The 24,099-nt window shown below is 37.5% G+C and carries 19 protein-coding genes; 16 read left to right on the top strand and 3 right to left on the bottom strand.

The window, feature by feature from the left end; genetic code table 11:
• Window positions 1–311: 311 nt before the first annotated feature.
• The 4 genes from purK (at window position 312) to clpB (ending at window position 6,199) form a co-directional block, all read left to right on the top strand.
• Window positions 312–1,427, top strand: coding sequence for a 5-(carboxyamino)imidazole ribonucleotide synthase (purK, locus tag IGK72_RS09350; protein ID WP_002382795.1), 1,116 nt, complete (start codon window positions 312–314; stop codon window positions 1,425–1,427).
• Between the two features lie 42 nt (window positions 1,428–1,469).
• Entirely contained in the window at window positions 1,470–2,765 is a 1,296-nt protein-coding gene (gene purB, locus IGK72_RS09345) for an adenylosuccinate lyase (protein WP_002356808.1), read from the top strand.
• A gap of 183 nt (window positions 2,766–2,948) precedes the next feature.
• Window positions 2,949–3,320, top strand: coding sequence for a DoxX family protein (locus tag IGK72_RS09340; RefSeq protein ID WP_002359784.1), 372 nt, complete (start codon window positions 2,949–2,951; stop codon window positions 3,318–3,320).
• 272 nt (window positions 3,321–3,592) lie between these two features.
• Window positions 3,593–6,199 carry an ATP-dependent chaperone ClpB gene (gene clpB / locus IGK72_RS09335; protein ID WP_002362158.1) on the top strand — a complete coding sequence of 869 codons (2,607 nt, stop codon included), beginning with the start codon at window positions 3,593–3,595 and terminating at the stop codon, window positions 6,197–6,199.
• A gap of 35 nt (window positions 6,200–6,234) precedes the next feature.
• Here clpB and IGK72_RS09330 read toward each other — a convergent pair whose 3' ends face one another.
• Window positions 6,235–6,714: a nucleoside 2-deoxyribosyltransferase gene (locus IGK72_RS09330; protein WP_002362885.1), complete on the bottom strand. Its 480-nt coding sequence runs from the start codon at window positions 6,712–6,714 to the stop codon at window positions 6,235–6,237.
• A 23-nt stretch (window positions 6,715–6,737) separates the two neighbouring features.
• Window positions 6,738–7,958 carry a GNAT family N-acetyltransferase gene (locus IGK72_RS09325; RefSeq protein WP_002356813.1) on the bottom strand — a complete coding sequence of 407 codons (1,221 nt, stop codon included), beginning with the start codon at window positions 7,956–7,958 and terminating at the stop codon, window positions 6,738–6,740.
• Window positions 7,959–8,204: 246 nt separating this feature from the next.
• On the opposite strand from IGK72_RS09325, the gene lepA reads away from it, so the two are divergent.
• From lepA to IGK72_RS09265, 12 genes are all read left to right on the top strand, one after another.
• Entirely contained in the window at window positions 8,205–10,040 is a 1,836-nt protein-coding gene (gene lepA, locus IGK72_RS09320) for a translation elongation factor 4 (RefSeq protein ID WP_002362155.1), read from the top strand.
• A gap of 187 nt (window positions 10,041–10,227) precedes the next feature.
• Entirely contained in the window at window positions 10,228–11,244 is a 1,017-nt protein-coding gene (locus tag IGK72_RS09315) for a LacI family DNA-binding transcriptional regulator (protein ID WP_002388286.1), read from the top strand.
• Window positions 11,245–11,402: 158 nt separating this feature from the next.
• Entirely contained in the window at window positions 11,403–12,437 is a 1,035-nt protein-coding gene (iolC, locus tag IGK72_RS09310) for a 5-dehydro-2-deoxygluconokinase (protein ID WP_023894486.1), read from the top strand.
• Between the two features lie 10 nt (window positions 12,438–12,447).
• Window positions 12,448–14,364 carry a 3D-(3,5/4)-trihydroxycyclohexane-1,2-dione acylhydrolase (decyclizing) gene (gene iolD / locus IGK72_RS09305; RefSeq protein WP_010823010.1) on the top strand — a complete coding sequence of 639 codons (1,917 nt, stop codon included), beginning with the start codon at window positions 12,448–12,450 and terminating at the stop codon, window positions 14,362–14,364.
• A 38-nt stretch (window positions 14,365–14,402) separates the two neighbouring features.
• The gene (gene iolB, locus IGK72_RS09300) at window positions 14,403–15,242 is read left to right on the top strand and encodes a 5-deoxy-glucuronate isomerase (RefSeq protein WP_016617551.1); all 840 of its coding nucleotides are present in this window, start codon (window positions 14,403–14,405) and stop codon (window positions 15,240–15,242) included.
• Between the two features lie 39 nt (window positions 15,243–15,281).
• A complete protein-coding gene (locus tag IGK72_RS09295; protein WP_002370405.1) occupies window positions 15,282–16,739 on the top strand; it encodes a CoA-acylating methylmalonate-semialdehyde dehydrogenase in 1,458 nt (485 codons plus the stop codon).
• Between the two features lie 173 nt (window positions 16,740–16,912).
• On the top strand, window positions 16,913–17,920 hold the full coding sequence (locus IGK72_RS09290; protein ID WP_002364407.1) for a Gfo/Idh/MocA family protein: 1,008 nt from the start codon (window positions 16,913–16,915) through the stop codon (window positions 17,918–17,920).
• Between the two features lie 23 nt (window positions 17,921–17,943).
• Window positions 17,944–18,963 carry an inositol 2-dehydrogenase gene (gene iolG, locus IGK72_RS09285; RefSeq protein WP_002384270.1) on the top strand — a complete coding sequence of 340 codons (1,020 nt, stop codon included), beginning with the start codon at window positions 17,944–17,946 and terminating at the stop codon, window positions 18,961–18,963.
• Window positions 18,964–18,984: 21 nt separating this feature from the next.
• Window positions 18,985–19,875, top strand: a complete 891-nt coding sequence (iolE, locus tag IGK72_RS09280) for a myo-inosose-2 dehydratase (RefSeq protein ID WP_023894487.1) — start codon at window positions 18,985–18,987, stop codon at window positions 19,873–19,875.
• Between the two features lie 23 nt (window positions 19,876–19,898).
• A complete protein-coding gene (locus IGK72_RS09275; RefSeq protein ID WP_080120134.1) occupies window positions 19,899–21,494 on the top strand; it encodes a solute:sodium symporter family transporter in 1,596 nt (531 codons plus the stop codon).
• 9 nt (window positions 21,495–21,503) lie between these two features.
• The gene (locus IGK72_RS09270) at window positions 21,504–21,827 is read left to right on the top strand and encodes a PTS sugar transporter subunit IIB (RefSeq protein WP_430619604.1); all 324 of its coding nucleotides are present in this window, start codon (window positions 21,504–21,506) and stop codon (window positions 21,825–21,827) included.
• Window positions 21,828–22,033: 206 nt separating this feature from the next.
• Entirely contained in the window at window positions 22,034–22,867 is an 834-nt protein-coding gene (locus IGK72_RS09265) for a hypothetical protein (protein ID WP_002369000.1), read from the top strand.
• A gap of 40 nt (window positions 22,868–22,907) precedes the next feature.
• On the opposite strand, the gene IGK72_RS09260 is transcribed toward IGK72_RS09265, so the two are convergent.
• Window positions 22,908–23,969: a LacI family DNA-binding transcriptional regulator gene (locus IGK72_RS09260; protein WP_002356832.1), complete on the bottom strand. Its 1,062-nt coding sequence runs from the start codon at window positions 23,967–23,969 to the stop codon at window positions 22,908–22,910.
• Between the last annotated feature and the right edge of the window lie 130 nt (window positions 23,970–24,099).

Genomic DNA, 24,099 nt, shown 5'->3' with positions numbered 1-24,099 from the left:
TAGATAAGGTCAGGTGGCTTTTCTTTCATACTTTTTTGACCTCATCATCGTTTAGAAAAATTTAATGTTTTCATCAATCTGAAGAGAAAAAGAGAAAAAAGCTTGGTTACAAAGAGACGAGTAGTAAGTTACCGCTGTTTTATCCTAAAGTATGTTAATAAATTCTGATGAGAAAACCTAAGGGAAACACTGCTGGCACTTGAAGTTGAGCCTTTTTCCTTGTATCATGTAAAAAGAGCACTCTTAAAGGCTAGACTGCGACGAGAAACCGCAGAAGGATTTTAAGGATAAAACTGTGATGGAAAGTTGTGATGAACTTGGATAAACCACTATTACCTGGTCAAGTGATTGGTATCATTGGTGGCGGACATTTAGCAAAAATGATGGCCCTTAGTGCAAGAGAAATGGGGTTTCGAGTGGGTGTGCTAGATCCACAAATTGATTGTCCTGCTGCACAAGTTGCCGATTGGCAATTATTAGGAGCATATAATGATCCTGAAGCGTTAGAGAAATTGGCAAAACGTGCCCAAGTGATTACGTATGAATTTGAACATGCAGATGTTGATGCGTTAACAGCGATTCAACATTTAGCGAATATACCACAAGGAACAGACATTTTAGCGATTACGCAAGATCGCTTAATGGAAAAAAGTTTCTTGGAAGATAATAATATTGTGATTGCACCTTATGCAACGATTGTTAGTCCGACTGATATTCAAGAAGCAATTGATGGCATTGGTTATCCGTGTATCTTGAAGAATACGCGAGGGGAAGGTCGTTATGTACTACATAGTACTTCAGACTTAGCGCCATCCATGAATCTTCTGAGAGAAGGAACCTGTGTCTTGGAAGCTTGGATTCCTTACGAAAAAGAATTATCTGTTCTGATTTCTGGTAATGGTCGTGGCGAATTTGCGACATTTCCAGTTGTGGAAACAATTAAAAAAGAGCGTAAGCTACATGAAACGATTGCACCAGCCCGAATTGATGACGAAGTCAGTGGTGAGTTGCAACGAATTGCTAAGGTGATTGCTAAAGCAGTTGGTTTAGTCGGCACCCTTTCAATTGAAATGTTTTATACAGAAACAGGCGGGATTTATGTAAATAAAATTTTACCTCGTCCAGAAGATGCTGGGAATTTTTCAATAGATGCTTGTTCTTTTAGCCAATATGATACGCATATTCGTGGTTTATGTAATTGGCCAATGCCAACGATTCAACTGTTGTCTGAAGCAGTCACGGTCAATGTGCTTGGAAATGAGGCCTATGAAACGATGGACATTATTAATGAACATCCAGATTGGCATTTCCACTATTATGGCCACAGTGAAGCAAAAGCGCAACGAGCGATGGGGCATATTACTATATTAACCAAAGAAATCGATGAAACACTGGAAGAAATTAAAGAAACAAAGATTTGGTCGTAATTATTTTTCAAAAATTGAGGAGTAAAGAGGGGATAAGGCACAATGATTGATCGTTATACAAGACCCGAAATGGGCGCAATTTGGACAGATGAGAATCGCTACAAGGCATGGCTAGAAGTTGAAATTTTGGCGGATGAAGCTTGGGCAGAACTTGGCGAAATTCCTAAAGAAGATGTACAAAAAATCCGAGAAAATGCATCATTTGATGTTGCACGTATTTTAGAAATTGAAGCAGAAACACGTCATGATGTTGTCGCTTTTACCCGTGCCGTTTCAGAAACGCTTGGTGAAGAGCGAAAATGGGTGCACTATGGGTTAACCAGCACAGATGTTGTGGATACTGCCTATGGTTATCTATTGAAACAGGCGAATGATATTTTACGGAAAGATTTACAAACATTTACGGAGATTGTCGGAGCCAAAGCCAAAGAGTATAAACATACGGTCATGATGGGAAGAACGCATGGTGTTCATGCAGAACCGACTACATTTGGTTTGAAATTAGCGTTGTGGTATTCTGAAATGAAACGCAACATTGAACGTTTTGAACATGCAGCCAAAGGTGTCGAAGCGGGTAAAATCAGTGGAGCCGTAGGTACCTTTGCCAATATTTCACCATTTGTTGAAGAATATGTTTGCGAACATTTGGGGATCCGTGCTCAAGAGATTTCGACACAAGTTTTACCACGTGATTTACATGCAGAATATGTTTCTGCCATGGCATTAATTGCGACAAGTATTGAAAAATTTGCAACAGAAATTCGTGGTCTACAAAAATCAGAAACACGTGAAGTAGAAGAATTTTTTGCAAAAGGACAAAAAGGATCTTCGGCAATGCCGCATAAACGGAATCCAATTGGTTCTGAAAATATGACTGGTTTGGCACGTGTGATTCGTGGTCATGTCATTACTGCCTTTGAAAATGTGAGTTTATGGCATGAACGAGATATTTCTCACTCGTCTGCTGAACGGATTATTATTCCCGATACGACGATTTTACTAAATTACATGTTGAATCGTTTTGGTAATATTGTCAAAAACTTAACGGTCTTCCCAGAAAATATGAAGCGTAACATGGATGCGACCTATGGACTAATTTATAGCCAACGTGTCTTGTTAAAATTGATTGATCATGGCATGACACGTGAAGAAGCGTATGATCTGGTTCAACCAAAAACAGCTTACGCATGGGATCATCAAACGGCGTTCCGTCCGTTGCTAGATGCGGATGAAAAAATTACATCTGTCTTATCAAAAGAAGAGCTAGATGATGCCTTTGATTACCATTATCATTTAAAAAATGTTGACACGATTTTTGAACGTGTTGGTTTAGGATAAAAAGAAAGCGAGAAGAAGGATGATTCTTCTCGCTTTTCTCTTATAATGTTATAAACTGAAGGATTAAAAAACAAACGTATTGTTAAATACGTTTGTTTTTTTCTATACTTTTTTCGATTTATCCTTTATAATGTAACTTAAATAGTTACATTAACTATTTAATGAAAACAAAGGAGGAGAAGTATGGATAAACAACAGCGAGGCATTCAAGTGATTAGAATTTGGCTAGGGGTGACGATGCTAATTCATGGAGTGATGAAAGTAACGTCATTGGAAGATACTTTAGCGTTTTTTGCTAGTATTGGTTTGCCAAGTCTTTTTGTTTATGGTGTAGCAGCAATTGAATTAATTGGTGGATTATTTATGATTATTGGCTTTTTAATTCCTTTGGTATCAGTAGGATTCATAGCAGTTTTAGTCGGAGCTATTTTTTCTTTTGGTTTGGCAAGTGGTTTTAGTGGTTATGAGTACGAATTATTTTTAGCGATAACCAGTTTGGCTATTTTGGTTAGCTATGCCGATAAAAAGTATCTTACGTTAAAACTTTATTTTTAATAAATCAAAGCAATAAAGAGTTGGTCAAACTAGTTGTGATTGCGAAAAAAGCCCTAAAACAGTGATATTTAGTTGTTTTAGGTTTTTTTTATCAAAAAAAGGTCAAAAAAGGTCAATTTATTTATTGACCTTTACTGACCAATGGGGTATAATAAATTTATAAGGTTTACGAATACCTTAACTTTTGAAGAAATCCATCAAAAGTCGGATAATAATAATTGTAAAGAATGTTAAAATAAAAAAGACAAAATAATAAACGGGAGGGATCGTTTATGAATATTGAAAAAATGACAACCACGCTTCAAGAGGCGATTGCTGAAGCTCAAAAAGTTGCGGTGACACGGCAACATCAAGAAATTGATATCGCACATTTATGGAAAATTTTTCTTCAACCAAACCATTTTGGACGTAATTTTTACACAGATGCTGGTTTAGATGTTGACGCATTTGAACGAGAAGTAGATAACGCGTTAGATGAATATCCAAGTGTGGCAGGCGGTAATGTGCAATATGGTCAAAATTTAAGTCAAAATTTGTTCCATTTATTGCAAGAAGCTGATTCACTTCGAGAAGAATTCCAAGATGAATTTTTATCAACCGAAATTGTACTTTTAGCTTTAATGAAATTGAAAAATTATCGTTTAACAAAATATTTAATGCAACAAGGCATTACGGAAAAAGAGTTAAGAAAAAATATTGAAGAGATGAGAGGAGGAGATCGTGTGACTTCTCAAAACCAGGAAGAACAATATAAAGCACTAGAAAAATACGGTGTTGACTTAGTACAACAAGTAAAAGCAGGAAAACAAGATCCAATCATTGGTCGTGACGAAGAAATTCGTGACGTTATTCGGATTTTATCAAGAAAAACTAAAAATAATCCAGTCTTAATTGGTGAACCAGGTGTTGGTAAAACAGCGATTGTTGAAGGATTAGCACAACGAATCGTTCGTAAAGATGTTCCCGAAAACTTAAAAGATAAAACCATTTTTTCTTTAGATATGGGTGCCTTAATTGCGGGAGCAAAATTCCGTGGCGAATTTGAAGAACGGTTAAAAGCTGTTTTAAAAGAAGTGAAAAAAAGTGATGGCAAAATCATTTTATTCATTGATGAAATTCATAATATCGTCGGAGCTGGTAAAACTGAAGGCAGTATGGACGCCGGGAATTTATTAAAACCGATGCTAGCACGTGGTGAATTGCATTTAATCGGTGCCACAACGCTTGATGAATATCGCCAATATATGGAAAAAGATAAAGCCTTAGAACGTCGTTTCCAAAAAGTATTAGTCAAAGAACCAACAGTAGAAGATACAATTTCTATTTTGCGTGGCTTAAAAGAACGATTTGAAATTCACCACGGCGTGAATATTCATGACAATGCTTTAGTTGCTGCCGCTACTTTATCCGATCGCTATATTACTGATCGTTTCTTACCAGATAAAGCGATTGACTTAGTCGATGAAGCAAGCGCAACGATTCGAGTGGAAATGAATTCGATGCCAACAGAGCTCGATCAAGTAACACGTCGGTTAATGCAACTAGAAATTGAAGAAGCGGCCTTGAAAAAAGAATCAGATGATGCAAGTAAAAAACGGTTAGCCAACTTGCAAGAAGAATTAGCAGATTTGCGTGAAGAAGCCAACTCAATGAAAATGCAATGGGAAACGGAAAAAGAAGAAGTTAATGCGGTTTCCAATAAACGTGCAGAGATTGATAAAGCAAAACACGAATTAGAAGATGCTGAAAATAATTATGATTTAGAACGAGCTGCTGTTTTGCGTCATGGAACAATTCCGCAATTAGAACATGAATTGAAAGAATTGGAAGAAAAGAACGCTAAAGATAACGTCAAAATGGTACAAGAATCGGTTACTGAAAACGAAATTGCGCAAGTGGTCGGTCGTTTAACCGGTATTCCTGTGACAAAATTAGTTGAAGGCGAACGAGAAAAATTAATGAAACTGAATGAAACATTACACAAACGTGTGATTGGTCAAGACGAAGCCGTCGATGCTGTTAGTGATGCGGTGATTCGTTCAAGAGCAGGCTTACAAGATCCAAATCGCCCACTTGGTTCGTTCCTTTTCCTAGGACCAACTGGTGTTGGTAAAACAGAACTTGCTAAAGCTTTAGCTGAAGATTTGTTTGATTCTGAAGATCATATGGTACGGATTGACATGAGTGAATACATGGAAAAACATGCCGTGTCTCGTTTGGTTGGTGCCCCTCCAGGCTATATTGGTTATGAAGAAGGTGGCCAGTTAACAGAAGCTGTTCGTCGAAACCCTTATACAATTGTCTTATTAGACGAAATTGAAAAAGCGCACCCAGATGTCTTTAATATCTTATTACAAGTTTTAGATGATGGTCGTTTGACAGATTCTAAAGGTCGGGTCGTTGATTTTAAAAATACAGTTTTAATTATGACAAGCAATATCGGTTCTCAGCTTTTATTGGAAGGTGTGACACCTGAAGGAACAATTCCAGAAGAAGTTGAAAATCAAGTCATGAATATTCTGAAAGGACACTTTAAACCAGAGTTCTTAAACAGAATTGATGATACTATTTTATTTACACCATTAAGCTTGGATAATGTGAAAGGAATCATTGGTAAAATGACCGCACAACTTGCTCATCGTTTAGAGCAACAAGAAATTGTGTTGGAAATCACTGATGAAGCTAAAACATGGATTGCTGAAAATGGGTATGAGCCAGCTTATGGAGCTCGTCCGTTAAAACGTTTCATTACTCGCGAAGTCGAAACACCATTAGCAAAAGAAATTGTTTCTGGTCGAGTAATGCCAAAAACAAAAGTCACGATTAGTCTATTAGACAATCAATTAGTTTTTGAAAATGAACCGATAGAAGAAGTATAAAAAAAGAACGAGCGAATTCGCTCGTTCTTTTTTTATTATGACAATCGTTGCTTAATTTCTTCCAACAAATCCTCTTCTGAAGAAACAACCCGACCATTTAATTTAATCAAACCAACTGTATAAAGGTTTAAATAATGGAATTGATTTTCAGCGACTTCGCTCAAAGCGTCAAGCTTTTGGTGATTATCAGCACCTTGTTGGCGGCTGTCTGTGTAAAGGGCAACCACCGGAATTCCTTTGGCATAAGCAACACCAATTTCGGAAGCTACGCCCGCATCAATGGTTGGACCGTCTAATAAAGCAACTAATAAGTCGCTAGCAAGGACATTTTCTGTATCTGCTAAGGCAATCATTTTACTATCGGCATAAGCAGATTTGTCGTTAATCGCCGCATTTTCTTGTGGTAAATAAAGATCGATTGTTTTATCCAATTGTCGAATTTGTTCGACTAAATAGGCATTATAACGTAAGTCAGCTTGCGAAAATAAAGGTCCTGCAAAATAAATTTTTGTCATTTGTCTGTCTCCAATCCAAGGGTTTAGAAATAATCACTGAAATAAGCTTCTTGGTCAGGAAAAATCCGTTCCAAAGAATTTAAAGTTTCTTTATCTGTATCAATGCGCTCAATTCGATGTAAGTACGAAGGGCGTCGGTAATTCATGACTAAACAAGTTAGTGTTTGAATATCTAAGTGAACGGCGGTGCCTAGAGGTTCATCCGTAATGGTTACTTGATCATTTTCATCCCAAATTAAGCCAAAAATACCATTATTCCACTCAGCAACAGGATCTTTAACGACAAAATGGAAGGGCTTAGCCGTACTTTCAAAAGGAAAGTTTTCTAAAAAGGCTTTGACATCAACAATTCGAGCCATATAATAGGGCTCAATGCTTTCTTTAATTTGGCTGTCTTCTAAAAGAAAGGCTAGTGGTTCATTTTTATAGATATCGCCCTTGACCCAATAAACCATCGAAAAATGCGCAGTAATAAAATTCCACAAGCCATTTCGGGCTTCTTGGTTCAAGTAAAACATTTCCTTAATATGAAATACCTCATCGGCCACCCAATAGAAAAGTACTCCTAAAGGTTCTTGATTGGCACCATAATAGACAGCAGCAGTCCGTTCTTCCTCGTTTTCGAAACGCCAATATTCTTCCCAGTTGAAGGCACTACGAATGAGCGCGCCGTGATTTTGACGAGCGAATCGCGCATAGACATCAAAGACATCTGGGTGATCGACAGCTAATCGTTCAATCATTCCTGGAACTGGAACGGTTTTTGGTAATTGTGTATCCCGAATTTTAAAAGATAACTTGTCGGACATGATTTCCCAACCTTTACGTCGGTAATAAGGAATGTTGTAAGGGAAAAGATAAGAAATCCACTGTTTATCTTGGCGCATTTCTTCTAATGCCGTTTGAATCAAGTCTTTCATTAAGCCGTGGTTGGCATATTCAGGATAGGTACCGACACCAGTAACGCCGCCCATTTTATACAAAGCGCCATGGATATTGACTTCGCATGGATAGATAGCAATTTGTGAAATTAATTGATTTTCGTGAAACCAGCCAAATACTTTTGAAAGTTCTAAAATCGGTTGTTTTGATTTGATAAATGCGCGTTTGTTTTCAAAACCACTTTCTTCAATATCTGCTTCAGTCACTTGAAAAACATAGGAAAGAAGTTCATTAAATTGATCAATGTGTTCTTCCTCAACAGGCTTTAAGGTCAGTTGCTTTCGAAATTCTTGTTCATCCATTTTTCCATCTCCAATAAATTTACTGTTTTTAGTATACCAAATTTTTCGAAACTCTGTTAGCCTTTCGAAACCAAAAGAATAAAAGGGAAGTGCTTTAAATCTTCTTCAAAAATTGGTATAATGAAAAGTGCTGATTATCCTAGACCTTTAAACATGATAATTTGATAAAAAAGGCAACTAAAATATAACAATTGATTGATGAAGCTAGCAGGGAGCTAGCTTTTCTTAAAAGAAATGAGGCAAAAAATGAACAATAAAGAAATGAAAGCAAGACAAGAGAAAATTCGTAATTTCTCGATCATTGCCCACATTGACCATGGGAAGTCAACTTTAGCCGACCGGATTTTGGAAAAAACAAATACAGTCAGCAGTCGAGAAATGCAAGATCAATTACTTGATTCAATGGATTTAGAGAGAGAACGCGGCATTACCATCAAATTGAACGCAATTGAATTAAACTATACAGCCAAAGATGGTGAAACCTATACTTTCCATTTGATTGACACACCAGGGCACGTCGATTTCACCTACGAAGTTTCTCGTAGCTTGGCAGCTTGTGAAGGGGCTGTTCTAGTTGTTGATGCGGCGCAAGGAATTGAAGCGCAAACGCTAGCAAATGTCTATTTGGCATTGGATAATGACTTAGAAATTTTACCTGTTATTAATAAAATTGATTTACCCGCCGCTGATCCAGAGCGTGTTCGGACAGAGATTGAAGACGTAATTGGAATTGATGCATCGGAAGCTGTTTTAGCAAGTGCAAAAGCAGGGATTGGGATTGAAGATATTTTAGAACAAGTGGTGGAGTATGTACCAGCTCCATCAGGCGATATTGAGGCTCCTTTAAAGGCTTTGATTTTTGACTCTATTTACGATAGTTATCGGGGGGTCGTTTTAAACATCCGTGTAATTGACGGTGTCGTTCGTCCTGGGGATAAAATCCAAATGATGAGTAACGGTAAAACGTTTGATGTAACAGAAGTCGGCGTTTTTTCACCGAAACCAATCGCTCGTGATTATTTAATGGTTGGTGATGTGGGCTATATCACCGCTAGCATTAAAACGGTTCAAGATACACGGGTCGGGGATACAGTGACTTTGGCCGACAATCCAGCAGCAGAAGCACTACCAGGCTATCGCAAAATGAATCCAATGGTTTATTGTGGCTTATATCCAATTGATACGTCGCGCTACAATGATTTACGGGAAGCATTAGAAAAATTACAATTAAATGATGCGGCGTTACAATTTGAACCAGAAACATCGCAAGCTTTAGGGTTTGGTTTCCGTTGTGGTTTCTTAGGTTTGCTGCACATGGATGTTGTTCAGGAACGTTTGGAACGAGAATTTAATTTAGAGTTAATTACAACAGCACCGTCCGTAATCTATCACGTTAATAAAACTGACGGAACAACCGTTGTTGTTGACAACCCAGCTGAATTTCCAGAACCAGTAACGATTGAATCTGTGGAAGAACCTTATGTTAAAGCGCAAATCATGGTGCCAAACGATTATGTAGGAGCAGTAATGGAATTATCACAACGTAAACGTGGCGAATTCATTACAATGGATTACTTAGACGATTATCGTGTAAACGTAGTTTATGAAATTCCGTTATCTGAAATCGTGTTTGACTTTTTCGATAAATTGAAATCAAGTACAAAAGGCTATGCATCCTTAGATTACGAAATGGCTGGCTATCGTACCAGCCGCCTAGTGAAAATGGATATTCTATTAAATGCTGAAAAAGTGGATGCGTTAAGCTTTATTGTTCACCGAGATTTCGCATTTGAGCGTGGTAAAGCGATTGTTGAGAAACTGAAAAAACTAATTCCACGTCAACAGTTTGAAGTCCCGGTTCAAGCGGCGATTGGTCAAAAAATTGTGGCTCGTTCAGATATTAAAGCCTTACGCAAAAACGTACTGGCTAAATGCTATGGTGGAGATGTTTCTCGTAAACGTAAATTGTTAGAGAAACAAAAAGAAGGGAAGAAACGGATGAAACAAATTGGATCCGTGGAAGTTCCTCAAGAAGCCTTTATGGCGGTTCTGAAGATGGATGAAGATGATCAGAAAAAATAACTTATCAAAAAAGTACCTCAGTCTGAGCTGAGGTGCTTTTTTTTTGAAAATATAAATTAAAGTAAATTACATTTTAAAATAAAACACGCAAAATTGCGTGCTTTTTTATATTGTGATAGAATATACATACGAAAGCTTATAATTAATCAAAATAATTTTGCAAATCAAGTAAATAAGGAGAGAACAAATGGCTGGAACAATAAAAGAAATTGCTGAAAAAGCAGGAGTATCTAGGGGAACTGTGGATCGAGCATTGAATAATCGCGGCCGAATCAATCCTGAGGTTGCTGAAAAAATTAAAACAATAGCGAAAGAAATGAACTATGTTCCGAAGAAAAAAAAGATGGCCAAAGAAGAACCAATCAAATTAGGTGTTGTGACACAATTGGCAAAATCTTCTTTTATGATTCCAATTCGATCAGGTTTACAAGCAGTTATAGGCGATCTAAAAAAAAGAAATATCGATTGCTTTTTAGAGGAAATAGACGGGGTCGATGAAGCGGCGCAGTTACAGGCACTTGAACGCTTGTTAGGACTTGGTGTAAAAGGAATTGCCATCATGCCAGTTGATAGCGTGGCGATTAGGGAAAAAATCAATCAGCTTACGGAACAAGGCATTAAGGTTATCACATTCAATTCGGACATTGTTGGTAGTAAACGTCAATGCTTTGTCGGAATGGATAACTTTAAAAGCGGGAAGACAGCTGCTGGATTATTAGGAATGTTGACAAAAGGAGAGGGAGATGTCCTAGCTATTACTGGATATTTTGGAAATAGTGTGAATAGTTTACGAGTTGCTGGTTTTGTTGAAGAATTGAAACAGTCATTTCCACAATTGAAATTAACAGGTGTTCAAAGCAGTTTTGATTCGAGCGATGAAGTCGAAAAGATTTTAAGTGACACATTAGAGAACTATACTAATTTAAAAGGCGTCGTTGTGTTTTCAGGAGGTCAAGCAGGAATTGCTCGTGTGTTGAAAAAAAGGGCAGGTAAAGACAGACCGTATGTGATTATCTATGATTTAACTGAGAAAAATATCGAGATGCTGAAAAAAAATCAAGTTGACTTTCTAATTGATCAAGATGGTTTTACGCAGGGTTATCGTTCTTTGCTATTATTAGCGAATCAACTACAGAATAATAAATTTATGACAGAAGAGATGTTATTTACAGATATCATTATTAAAACAAAATATAATCTTTAAAAGAAGTGTGAATCTTGCTGTAAAGCAATTCATGCTTCTTTTTTTGCGTTCTTTTAAAATGCACGCAAAAATTATGTGCAAATTTAATGTTGCACGCATTTTGAAAGCGTGCTATAATTCGTTTGTAAATAATAGAAGAACGAAGAAGAGGTGGATCTATGAGTTATATTAGCTTTGATCAATCAAAAGAATTTGATCTAGTTCTTTTAGGTAGAGTGGCTATCGATTTTAACCCTGCCTATAATGAGCAAGTTAAAGAAGAATTTAAGCCTTTAAAAAATGTTCATATGTTTGAAAAGTTTGTGGGAGGGTCTCCTGCAAATATTTCCGTGGGTATCACCAAACATGGGATGAAAGCTGGCTTCATTGGGAAAGTATCCGATGACCAGTTCGGAGAATATGTTATTGATTATTTTAATGAGCAAGGCATTGATACTTCTCAGATAAGTAAAGCGCAGCATGGCGAAAAGTTGGGTCTGACTTTTACAGAAATGCTATCGCCTAAAGAAAGTAGTATTTTAATGTATCGGAACCAAGCTGCGGATTTACAACTAAGTGTCGAAGATATCGATGAAGATTATTTGAAACGTTCAAAAGCCTTATTAATTTCAGGGACTGCTTTGGCGGAAAGCCCTTCAAGAGAAGCCGTGTTAAAAGCTGTGATGTTAGCGAAAAAAAACAACGTCAAAATTATTTTTGATATCGACTATCGAGAATACAATTGGAAAAATGTGGATGAAATCGCTATTTATTATTCAATAGTTGCGAAAGAATCAGATATTATTATGGGCTCGAGAGAAGAATTTGATTTAACTGAAAGATTGATTCAACCAAATATGACAGATAATGAAAGCGCTGCTTTTTGGCATAATTGTGGCGCTCAAATAGTCGTTATTAAACACGGGATGAAAGGCTCAACAGCTTATACAGCAGATCATCAACAGTTTTCAATTAAACCATTTCCAGTGGAGGCACGCAAGGGATTTGGTGGCGGTGATGGCTATGCTGCTGGATTTTTATATGGTTTATTTGAAGGTTGGGAAATTATCGATTGCTTGGAGTTTGGCTCAGCGGAAGCTTCGATGATGGTCAAAAGTAACAATTGCTCAGATTCTTTACCAACGACACAAGAAGTAAAAGAGTTCATTAAACTGGAGAAGGAAATATACGGCGAAATGATCGCCAGGATTTAAGGTGGATAAAATGGAAAAGACGATTCGTTTAACGACAGCACAAGCATTATTAAAATTTTTGAATCAACAATATATCAGCATTGATGGAAAAGAAACACCTTATGTGGAAGGAATCTTTCATGTATATGGTCATGGGAATGTTTTAGGGATTGGTCAAGCGTTGGAACAAGCTCCGGGACATTTAAAAAGTTACAGTGGAAAAAACGAACAAGGGATGGCTCATGCTGCTATCGCTTTTGCTAGACAAAGTTTACGTAAGAAAATATTCGCAGTTTCAGCGTCTGCTGGTCCAGGTTCTGCTAATTTATTGACTGCTGCTGGAACCGCCTTCGCTAATAATATACCTGTATTGTTTCTGCCAGCAGATACGTTTGCTACTCGGCAACCAGATCCCGTATTACAGCAGTTGGAACATGAATCAAGTGTAACCTTTTCTACCAACGATGCTTTCCAAGCGGTTTCTCGCTATTGGGATCGTATTAATCGGCCAGAACAGCTGATGTCAGCATTGCTACGGGCATTTGAAGTTATGACCAATCCTGCAACTACAGGACCTGCCACCATTTGTTTGCCACAAGATGTTGAGTCAGAAGCCTATGATTATCCAGTAGAGTTTTTTAGAAAAAGAGTTCATTATATCGATCGACGGATGCCGACAATTCGTGAGCTTGAAACAGCTAGTCACTTGATAAAGGATAGTAAACACCCAGTAATTATTGTGGGGGGCGGTTGCAAGTATTCAGAAGCAGGTGAGAGCCTTCAGAAAATTTCTCAAGTTCATCAGATACCTTTGGTTGAAACACATGCTGGTAAATCAACTGTTTCATGGGAATTTGAAAATAATCTTGGAGGCTTGGGAATTTTAGGTACCTCGGCTGCTAATAAAGCTGTTCAGCAAGCGGATTTGATTATTGGAATTGGCACGCGTTATACGGATTTTACCACTGCATCAAAAAGTATTTTTAATTTTGAACAATCAAAAATGATAAATATTAACGTAAGTCGACCACAGACTTACAAAATGGAAGCGTTTCAAATTGTGGGAGATGCTCGAGCAACCTTAGAAGGAATTCTGCCAATGATTGAAGGATATCGGACGGCTTATGGTGAAAAAATCACTGAACTGAAGAACGAATGGGTGAAAGAGCGGGAGCGATTAAAAACAACTCATTTTAAACGGAAAGATTTTGATCCGGAAATCAAAAACCACTTTACACAGGATATTTTAAATGATTATGCTGATTCTTTGAATACAACTCTGACACAAACAGAGGTTTTCGTTCATCTGAATGATTTTGTCGAAGATGATGCGATTGTGATTGGTTCGGCAGGGTCATTACCAGGAGATATGCAACGATTGTGGAATCCTGTAAAGGAAAATACTTATCATTTAGAGTATGGCTATTCTTGTATGGGCTATGAAATTGCTGGTGCAATGGGGGTACGGCTTGCTAATCCTAATCAAGAGGTTTACGCATTAGTCGGTGACGGTAGTTTTTTGATGTTGCATAGCGAACTGGTCTCTGCATTACAATATGACAAAAAAATCAATATTGTTCTGTTCAATAATTCTGGGTTCGGATGCATTAATAATCTGCAAATGGAGAATGGCGGCGTAAGTCAAGGGACGGAATTTAGAAATACAAAAGGCGAAATTATGAATATCAATTATGCTAAAATCGCTGAAGGATATGGTGCCAAAGCGTATCAAGTCCATTCGATTGAAGAACTAAAACAGGCGATTGTCGACGCGAAAAACCAAACGCAATCGACATTGATTGAAATAAATGTTCTTCCTAAAACGATGACTGCTGGTTACGATGGTAGTTGGTGGAATGTCGGTGTTGCTGAAGTATCAGAAAAACCAGCGATTCAAGAAGCATACCAAGTTAAAAAAGAAAAACTTGCAACTGCTAGGAAATATTAGGTATTCGTTATACAACCAAAAAGTTAGGAGCGAATGAATTGAAAAAAACATTGAAACATCAACCGTTGATAAAAGAACTAGCTCCCGGTGTTCGACAAGTTCAAAATATTCGAAAAAACAACACTGATTTACAGTATATTGAGTTTCAAGTTCTTGAATTAGATAATGGAGCAATGTATCAAGAAGCTGGTAATGAACTGGAAGTTTGTATCGTCGTATTAACTGGCAAAATCAATGTTAAGGTGGGCGATAAATGGTACGAGAATTTAGGTAAACGAACCTCTGTTTTTGAAAAAATTCCGACAGATAGTATCTATATCCCAGCAAAAACGTCGTTTGAACTAATAGCAACTTCTGATACTGTTCGTTTGGCCCTTTGTTATTCGCCAGCTAAAAAAACGTTACCAGTGCACGTGATTACCGCTGAGGAAAATACGGTTGAAAAACGAGGGATATATCAGAATAAACGACTAGTGCATAACATTTTACCAGACAATGTCGATACTGCCAGTAGTTTGTTGGTGGTTGAAGTCTACACTGAAGGTGGTAACTTTTCTAGCTATCCACCACACAAACATGACCAAGAAAATTTACCTGACGAATCTTATTTAGAAGAGACGTATTATCATGAGCTGAATCCAGAGCAAGGATTTGTTTTCCAACGAGTATATACAGAGGATGGTTCTATAGATGAAACGATGACTGTAGAGCATCAAAATGTTGTGGAGGTACCTAAGGGATATCATCCTGTCGGCGTGCCAGATGGCTACACCTCTTATTATTTAAATGTGATGGCAGGACCTGAACGAATTTGGAAGTTTCATAACGAGAAAAAACACGAGTGGATTTTAAATCGGAACGAATTGACTAACAATTAGAAACAAAAAAATAAGTAGACTTTTTTAGGAGGAAAATAAATGACTCGATTTTTAAAGAATTATATAGGTGGCCGCTGGGTAACAAGTGCAGCCACTGAATTTGAAGAAGTGGTCAATCCGGCAACAGAAGAAGCATTAGTAAATGTTCCATTATCTAGTGAAGCAGAAACTGCAGAAGCAATCAGAGTAGCGGATGAGGCTTTTCAAACATGGAAAAAAGTAAGTGTTCCAGTTCGTGGCCGCTATCTTTTCAAATTGCATCATTTATTGATGACGAATAAAGAAGAGCTAGCACGATTAATTACGCTTGAAAATGGAAAATCTTTGTCAGAATCATTAGGTGAGGTTCAGCGAGGGATTGAAAATGTCGAGCATGCAGCGGGCATTACGAATTTAATAATGGGTGATTCTCTATCCACAGCGGCTACAGATATTGAAATTACCAATTACCGTTATCCCATCGGTGTTGTTGGGGGAATTACTCCTTTCAATTTTCCGATGATGGTACCGTTTTGGATTTTCCCAATGGCGTTAGCAGCAGGGAATACGGTGGTGCTGAAGCCTTCCGAAAAAACGCCATTATTGATGGAAAAAATTGTTGAATTAATAGAAGAAGCAGGATTTCCAAGTGGCGTCTTTAATGTTGTCTATGGGGCACACGATGTTGTTAATACTTTATTGCGTGATCCATTAGTAAAAGGAATTAGCTTTGTAGGTTCAAAAAATGTTGGTGAATATGTCTATAAAGAAGGAACAAAAAATCTGAAACGAGTCCAGGCATTAACTGGCGCAAAAAATCATGTCATCGTTTTAAAAGATGCCAACCTTGATCGTGCAGTAAAAGACATTATCGGTGGCTCTTTTGGATCAGCCGGTGAACGCTGTATGGCCGCTTCGGTGATCGTTGTAGAAGAAACTATTGCAGATCAATTCGTTGAAAAATTTAAGGCTGCAGCACAGACGATAAAAATTGGAAATGGTCTGGAAGAAGGAGTCTTTTTAGGCCCCGTGATTCGAAAAGAGGCGCAGCAACGAACATTTGATTACATTCAAAAAGGTATTGATGAAGGAGCGGACTTATTGTTAGATGGCCGTGAAAATATTCCTGAAAAAGGCTACTTCGTGGGACCTACGATCTTTGATCGTGTCACGATGGACATGAAGATTTGGCAAGATGAAATTTTTGCACCCGTTGCCTCAATTGTTCGAGTGAAAAATCTAGAAGCAGCAGTTACACTGACCAATCAATCAGAATTTGCTAACGGTTCATGCCTCTATACGAGTAATGCTTCAGCTATCCGTTACTTTAGAGAGAATGTTGATGCAGGAATGTTAGGCATCAATTTAGGTGTACCAGCACCAATGGCTTGGTTTGCTTTTTCCGGCTGGAAACACTCTTTCTATGGTGACTTACACGCCAATGGAAAAGACAGTGTAGAATTTTATACACATCGAAAAGTTGTAACTGCTCGATACGCTCCTAGCGAAATAAACTAGTTTTACTTCGAAGCTCTGTCAAAGGAGCTTCGAGGATTCTATGATTAAAGCGGTGAAAGTATCTTTTATTAGTACAAATATAAGACATGACTTTCTGAAAATAATGATTGACTAAATAAAATTGTAAGCGTATACATAATACGCATAAAATAAAGAAATCGGAGGACAAATAATTGAAAGTAAAAGTAGGCGTAATTGGTACAGGGGCGATTGGAATCGAACATATTAACAGAATTAATCACAAGACACAAGGCGCTTTTGTAACAGCAGTATCAGATATTAATGTTGAAGCGGCAAGCAAAATTGCTGAGGAGATTGGGGCTCAATTTTTCAAAACAGGCGAAGAATTAATTGCTTCTGAAGAAGTGGAAGTTGTTGTTGTTACTTCCTGGGACCCAACACACGAAAAATATGTCTTGGAAGCAATCAAGCATGGAAAATACGTATTCTGCGAAAAACCATTAGCAATGGATGCCGCAGGATGTCGCCGAATTGTAGATGCAGAAGTCGCTTATGGTAAAAAATTGGTACAGGTGGGCTTCATGCGTCGATACGATCGTGGCTACATTGAGTTGAAAGAAGCAATTGAATCAAAACAGTATGGTGAAGCTCTGATGCTCCATTGTGCGCATAGAAATCCAAGCGCTGATGAAAATTATAAGACGCCAATGGCAATCAGTAATACTGCAATCCATGAAATTGATGTTCTTCGTTGGCTATTAGCCGAAGATTATGCTTCAGTGCAAATGATTTTACCAAAGAAAACCAGTCATACACATGCAGATTTACATGATCCTCAATTACTGATTTTCCAGACGAAATCAGGTGTAACAATTGATTTAGAAATTTTTGTTAATTGTCGTTTTGGCTACGACATTAAGTGTGACGTAGTTTTTGAAACGGCAGAAGTCGGAATGACGGATCCAGCCTATACCAAAATTAAAGCTGCGGAGAAAAATTACACACCAATTTCGCCCGACTGGCAAACGCGTTTTTTAGATGCGTATGATTACGAATTTAAGTTATGGGTTGATTCAATTAAAAACGATAAACTTGTTGGTCCAACTGCTTGGGATGGCTACGTGGCAGCAATCACAATGATGGCTTGTCATGAATCTCGTGAGTCAGGGGAAAAAGTAATGATTGAAATAGATGAACAACCAGCGTTATATACCAAATAATTCTTAAAAAAAGGAGGGGTTTTGTGGAAAATATTAGAGTAGGAATCGTAGGACTAGGTAGATTAGGCAAGGTACACGCAAAAAATTTATCTTCTGCTGTTAGTGGCTGTGAGCTTACGGCCGCCTGTAGTTTAGTTGAATCAGAATTAGCATTTGCACAGAAGGAGTTAGGTGTTAAGTATACGTTTTCTAGTTATGAAGAAATGGTTCAAAGCGCTGTAATTGATGCCGTTTTTATTGTTTCACCTTCAGGATTCCACTGTGAACAAGTCCGTTTAGCTATGGAAAATGGGAAACACGTATTTACTGAAAAACCATTGGGAATTGAAATTGAGGACATAAAAAAAACACAAGAGGTTATTGAAAAATATCCCGAGCAAGTATTTATGTTAGGTTTCATGCGCCGTTACGATGAATCTTATCAGTATGCGAAAAAAATGGTAGAAGACGGGGAAATTGGGGAAGTCACGTTAATCCGTTGTTATGGAATTGATCCGAGTGATGGACTGGAAAGCTTCGTTAAGTTTGCAATGAACAATGATAGTGGCGGTTTATTTCTAGATATGGCGATTCACGATATTGATTTGGTTCGTTGGTTTACTGGTCAAGAGGTAGAACAAGTTTGGGCAATTGGTAAAAATGCTGCATATCCAGAATTAGATCAAGTCGGTGAATTGGAAACCGGAGCAGCTATGATGAGTCTTAAAGATAAAACAATGGCTTTACTAGTTGCTGGAAGAAATGCTACACATGGTTACCATGTCGAAACAGAAATCATGGGCACCAAAGGGATATTACGAGTAGCGCAAGTACCTGAAAAAAATTTAGTGACTGTTATGAATAATCAAGGGATTGTGCGACCTTGCTCTCAAAACTTTCCAGAAAGATTTAGAGAAGCGTTCATTCGAGAAGCACAAGAATTTATTTCCTGTATTCAAGAAAAACGTCAACCAGCAGTTAATGCAGAAGATGGTCTACAATCAACAAAAATTGCATTAGCTTGTCAAGAATCATTTGATACGAATCGTTTGGTACAACTATAAATGAAGTAGGAGAGTGACATAATGGCGAAACAAATTCAACTAGCTATTGCGCCGATTGCATGGACAAATGATGATATGCCAGAGCTAGGAAGCGAAAATACGTTTGAACAATGCGTTAGTGAGATGGCGCTAGCTGGATTCACAGGTACGGAGATTGGCAATAAGTATCCAAAAGATCCACAGGTTTTAAAACAATATTTAGATATTCGTGGACTAAAAGTAGCGAGTGCCTGGTTTAGTACATTTTTAACAACAAAATCTTTCGAAGAAACCGCGGAAGACTTCAAAAAACATCGAGATTTCTTACATGCAATGGATGCTAAGGTTATTGTTGTGGCTGAACAAGGACACAGCATACAAGGAATTATGACGGCTCCTGTTTTTAATGAGAAACCAATTTTTTCTGATGAAGAGTGGCAAAAACTAGCTGAAGGATTAGAAAAACTAGGAGACTTGGCACATGAAAAAGGTATGGAGATTGTTTACCATCACCATATGGGGACAGGAGTCCAAACGACTGAAGAAATCAATCGATTAATGAAAATGACGGATCCGACAAAAGTTAAATTATTGTTTGACACTGGCCATCTTGTCTTCTCAGGAGAAGATCCAATCGCAATCTATCAGCGCTATCAAGACCGGATTAAACACATTCACTTCAAAGATATTCGCCAACAAATGGCAGAGGAAGTCAGAACAGAAGAAGATAGCTTCTTAAAGGCCGTGAAAAAAGGCGTCTTTACAGTCCCTGGGGATGGTATGATTGATTTCAAACCAATTTGGTCAGCAATCGATGAGAGTGGCTATGAAGGTTGGCTTGTGGTTGAAGCGGAACAAGATCCGGCCAAAGCCAATCCGTTTGAATATGCCGTCAAAGCGCGAAACTATATCCGAAAGGTCACCGATCTTTAATTTAATCGAGAAGGAGCTAGACAATGAATCTATTTTCAATAATCAGTTTCCTAGTAATTGTCATCTGCGTATGGATTTTTGCCTATTCTCGATCCAGAAGTGTAGATACTTCTGGATCAGAAGGTTTCTTCATGGGTGGCCGAAGCTTAACAGCCTTACCGATTGCTGGGACAATTATTATGACCAACCTATCCACAGAGCAAATTGTTGGACAAAACGGTCAAAGCTATCATGCAGGAATGGAAGTTATGGCTTGGGAAGTAACTGCTGCAATTGCAATTGTCGCATTGGCAGTCATTTTTTTACCAAAATATTTTAAATACGGTATTAATACGGTTTCAGATTTCATTGAAATTCGTTATGATACAGTTACAAAACGAATTATTTCAATCTTGTTTATTGTTACCTATATGATTTCTTTTTTACCAGTAGTTCTTTATTCTGGGTCACTAGTATTCAATAAGATTTTTCATATTGATGAGCTGTTGGGTGTCGAACCTATTGTCGCAATCATTCTTGTGGCGATGGTGATTGGTATTGTTGGGATTCTTTATCTGCTGATTGGCGGCCTATCTTTAAGTGCCAATAGCGATTCGATTTATGGCGTTGGTTTATTGGTTTGTGGTTTGTTGGTTCCAATACTAGGTTTAATGAAACTGGGTGATGGCAGTTTTATTGGTGGGATTGAACAGGTTGTTGAAAACACACCATGGTTACTGAACTCTGTAGGTCCAATTGATTCTGCTGTTGTACCATGGCCAACATTATTTACAGGGATGTTGTTTAATAATTTGTATTTCTGGTGTACCAATCAGATGATTGTTCAAAAAGCACTTTCAGGAAAAAATTTAGCAGAAGCACAAAAAGGGGCTTTTTTAGTGGGGATTTTCAAAGTGTTTGGCGCATTATTCTTAGTATTTCCAGGAATTGTTGCAAGAAATCTTTTTGGGGATGCGTTGATGTCCAATCCTGATAACGCATATCCATATTTAGTAACTGAAGTTTTACCAAAAATGCTTTTCGGCATTTTTGCTGCAGTTATTTTTGGGGCAATTTTATCTTCCTTTGCGGGGGCTTTAAATGCAACCTCGACTCTGTTTTCGCTAGATTTTTACAAACCAATTATCAATAAGAAAGCAGATGACAAACAAATTGCTCGTGCGGGAAAAACAGTTACAGTTATTGTAGGGATTATTTCAATTATCGTTGCACCGTTTATTTCTTTTGCACCAGCTGGATTGTACCAATTTGTTCAAGAGTTTAATGGATTATACAATATGCCATTGTTAGTGATTATACTTTTTGCGTTTTATTCCAAAAAAGCAACTGCTTTTGGAGCAAAAATGACAATTGCTATCCATATTGTTTTGTATGCGCTATCAAAAGTACTTTTGAAAGATATCCATTTTTTATATGTCTTAAGCCTGCTCTTCTTCTTAGACATTCTTATTTTAATAGTAGTTTCTAAAATAAAACCAGATGGCGAATTTGTTTTAAATTCTTTTGATACGAAAGTAAATATTGAACCTTGGAAACATACAAAACTTGTCGCAAGTATATTAGTTGTCGTGGTTATCCTAACCTATGCAGCATTTTCACCAATCGGATTTGCTAGATAAAAATATTTCATGAATGAGGAGAAGTTTATGAGCAAAAACATATTGATTATTTATGAGACAGGAATTAGTGCATCGCTGTTAGTTTCAAAATTACTTGAAGCAATTAGGAAAAAAGAGTTATCTTATGATTTAGATTATGCACCTGTTTGTCGGATTGAGGAAAAACTTGGTTATAAAGAGTATGATGTGTTAATGTTGACCCCACAAGTCGCTCGTGTCAAAGAAAAAGTGGAAAAATATTTAGAAGGATGTCAGGGGCAGGTTGTTTTTATCGATCAAGAAGATTTTCGTTATATGAACACAGAGAAGATACTCGCAAGTATCGAAAAGTAAGATTTAGAGAGTGGGACATCAGTCAATTTTGGTTGATGTCCTGCTTTTTTATTGTGTTCAAAAGAGCAGAGTCAAAATCTTACGTTTCATAGTGAATATCAAATGCTTTTCTTTTATAGAAATAAAGCTAAAGTTATTATTTTAGTAAAAAATAGATTAATTTACTAAAATAATATATAATAAAGGTAAAATTAGGAGGGAAGCATATGACGTGTATTTCATTATCGATTTTAAATCAAGAACAAGAAGTTAGAAAAGCTAAGATAGATGATTCAGATTCTTTGAAAGAGTTAACTATTACAGGAAAAGATTTTGTTTGTTTAGCTGCTCGGGATTGTCAATTACAAGACGGCGATGTGATTCAAGTTTGTTTAGATACGCCCAATACTTATTTAATGGTGAAGTTAGATGCTACGCTTGATAGCAGTTTAATTTATGTTCCAGAACAAAAATGGACGTTTCCAATCATAAAAAATGAAAACGCTATCGAAGCGCGAGCAGCGTATCGTTTTGAAACCAAGAAACCTTATATAAGTGTGCGTATTGCCACTAAAGAAGAAATTAAGAGTTATCGTAATTGGGCGTTAAATCCGCATGATTTACAACATTTTACTGGTGCGTATCCTCATGCATCTGCCAACGTGGAAACGCGAAATGATGCCACTTTTTTTGCTTGCAATGCGATTGACGGTACCTTCGCTAATCTTTATCATGGGCCGTATCCTTATCAATCATGGGGGATTAATCAGCAATTAGATGCCGCATTAAAAATTGAATTTGGGCGTGAAGTCTTGTTGGATAAAGTGATCTTAACATTACGAGCGGACTTTCCTCATGATAATTATTGGCAACAAGTGACTTTAAAATTTTCCGACGGTACACATGAGGTCTTTAAAACTGTTAAGACTGAGCAACGCCAGAGCTTTACCTTTGCGAAACGGGCAGCGGAGTGGGTGATACTAACAGAGTTAATTCAAGCAGATGAACCATCACCATTTCCAGCATTAACACAAATTGAATTATTTGGTCAAAACAAATAAAAAATAAGGACGGTTCCTTTATAGGAGCGGTCCTTATTTTTTATTTCTGGCGTGGGCTAGTTGTTGATTGGCGGACAACCAATTCTGTGTTTAACAGGACTCTACGAGGAATGCTAGGCATTTGAATTCGTTTGTGCAATAAATTAATGCCTGTCTCGCCCATTTCTTCAGTAAAGGCATGGACAGAGGATAGCGGTGGTGAGACATATTGAGAAATAGAGATATCATTGATCCCCATGACACTAATTTCTTCAGGAACCTTTATACCGTGTGCGGCTAACGTATGTATCACACCGATTGCAAAGGCATCATTATAAGCAAGAATCGCAGTAGGTAAATCATTTCCCCATTTCTCTAACGCTTCTTCTGTCAATTGTTCCCCCGTTTTGACATCCAACATGCCATTTTCTTTTAAGATAAAATAATCTTCGTTAAACAAGTGATAATGCTGCATAATGTCAAGATAAGCATTGGTTGTCGGCGTTTTATAGCGACGGAAACCATACATGTTTTCGCTTTCTTCGGCACCAATAAAGGCAATTTTTTCGTGGCCCAATTCCAAAAGATGGGTTAAGGCAATCTCGGTTGCTTGATAAAAATCAGTATTTACAGAATCAAATTCTTCCAATGGGAAATTACTGCCAATTACACAAAGATTGGGATGCAGTTGCTGCAACTCTTGTAACGTCTTTTGAGTGAATTTGCCAATTGCCAAAATGCCATCAATCCCTTGAAGGTTATGTTGTTCCAATTGAGAAACTTTTAGAATATTGTAACCTAACTCTTCGGCCCGCTTTTCAGCGCCTAAACGAATCGACATATAGTAAATATCCGTTAGTTCTTCGTCATCTGAACGCCACTGAACGACGGCAATCGAAGGCTCTTGCGGAGCTGTTTGTACGGAAAGGTTAGGTGTCAGTTGCTCCTGCTGTTTGTTTTTATTTTTAGTTTTATATTTCGTATAATTCAGGGTTTCTGCTGCTTCAAAAATTTTTCGCTTGGTTTCCTCTGTAACGGATAAGTTTGGATCATAGTTCAGAACTCGCGATACAGTTGAAATTGAAACATTCGCGACTTTTGCGATATCTGTGATAGTTGCCATTCTAAATGCCTCCTTCTCAAGTACTATTATAGCATATAGTATATTTCTTTTTAGTAAAAAAAAGCAAGAAAAAGCTTTTTTTACTTTTTTTTAGCAAAAACTATTGATTTTTTGACTAAAAAAATATACT

Source organism: Enterococcus sp. DIV0183, assembly GCF_050541505.1.
Taxonomy (GTDB): domain Bacteria; phylum Bacillota; class Bacilli; order Lactobacillales; family Enterococcaceae; genus Enterococcus; species Enterococcus faecalis.
This window is presented reverse-complemented; position numbering and strand designations above follow the sequence as displayed.

Excerpts from the sequence above, each read along its gene's own strand:
- purK (WP_002382795.1), top strand. The coding sequence starts at position 312 with ATGAACTTGGATAAACCACTATTACCTGGTCAAGTGATTGGTATCATT.
- purB (WP_002356808.1), top strand. The coding sequence starts at position 1,470 with ATGATTGATCGTTATACAAGACCCGAAATGGGCGCAATTTGGACAGAT.
- IGK72_RS09340 (WP_002359784.1), top strand. The coding sequence starts at position 2,949 with ATGGATAAACAACAGCGAGGCATTCAAGTGATTAGAATTTGGCTAGGG.
- clpB (WP_002362158.1), top strand. The coding sequence starts at position 3,593 with ATGAATATTGAAAAAATGACAACCACGCTTCAAGAGGCGATTGCTGAA.
- IGK72_RS09330 (WP_002362885.1), bottom strand. The coding sequence starts at position 6,714 with ATGACAAAAATTTATTTTGCAGGACCTTTATTTTCGCAAGCTGACTTA.
- IGK72_RS09325 (WP_002356813.1), bottom strand. The coding sequence starts at position 7,958 with ATGGATGAACAAGAATTTCGAAAGCAACTGACCTTAAAGCCTGTTGAG.
- lepA (WP_002362155.1), top strand. The coding sequence starts at position 8,205 with ATGAACAATAAAGAAATGAAAGCAAGACAAGAGAAAATTCGTAATTTC.
- IGK72_RS09315 (WP_002388286.1), top strand. The coding sequence starts at position 10,228 with ATGGCTGGAACAATAAAAGAAATTGCTGAAAAAGCAGGAGTATCTAGG.
- iolC (WP_023894486.1), top strand. The coding sequence starts at position 11,403 with ATGAGTTATATTAGCTTTGATCAATCAAAAGAATTTGATCTAGTTCTT.
- iolD (WP_010823010.1), top strand. The coding sequence starts at position 12,448 with ATGGAAAAGACGATTCGTTTAACGACAGCACAAGCATTATTAAAATTT.
- IGK72_RS09295 (WP_002370405.1), top strand. The coding sequence starts at position 15,282 with ATGACTCGATTTTTAAAGAATTATATAGGTGGCCGCTGGGTAACAAGT.
- iolE (WP_023894487.1), top strand. The coding sequence starts at position 18,985 with ATGGCGAAACAAATTCAACTAGCTATTGCGCCGATTGCATGGACAAAT.
- IGK72_RS09275 (WP_080120134.1), top strand. The coding sequence starts at position 19,899 with ATGAATCTATTTTCAATAATCAGTTTCCTAGTAATTGTCATCTGCGTA.
- IGK72_RS09270 (WP_430619604.1), top strand. The coding sequence starts at position 21,504 with ATGAATGAGGAGAAGTTTATGAGCAAAAACATATTGATTATTTATGAG.
- IGK72_RS09265 (WP_002369000.1), top strand. The coding sequence starts at position 22,034 with ATGACGTGTATTTCATTATCGATTTTAAATCAAGAACAAGAAGTTAGA.
- IGK72_RS09260 (WP_002356832.1), bottom strand. The coding sequence starts at position 23,969 with ATGGCAACTATCACAGATATCGCAAAAGTCGCGAATGTTTCAATTTCA.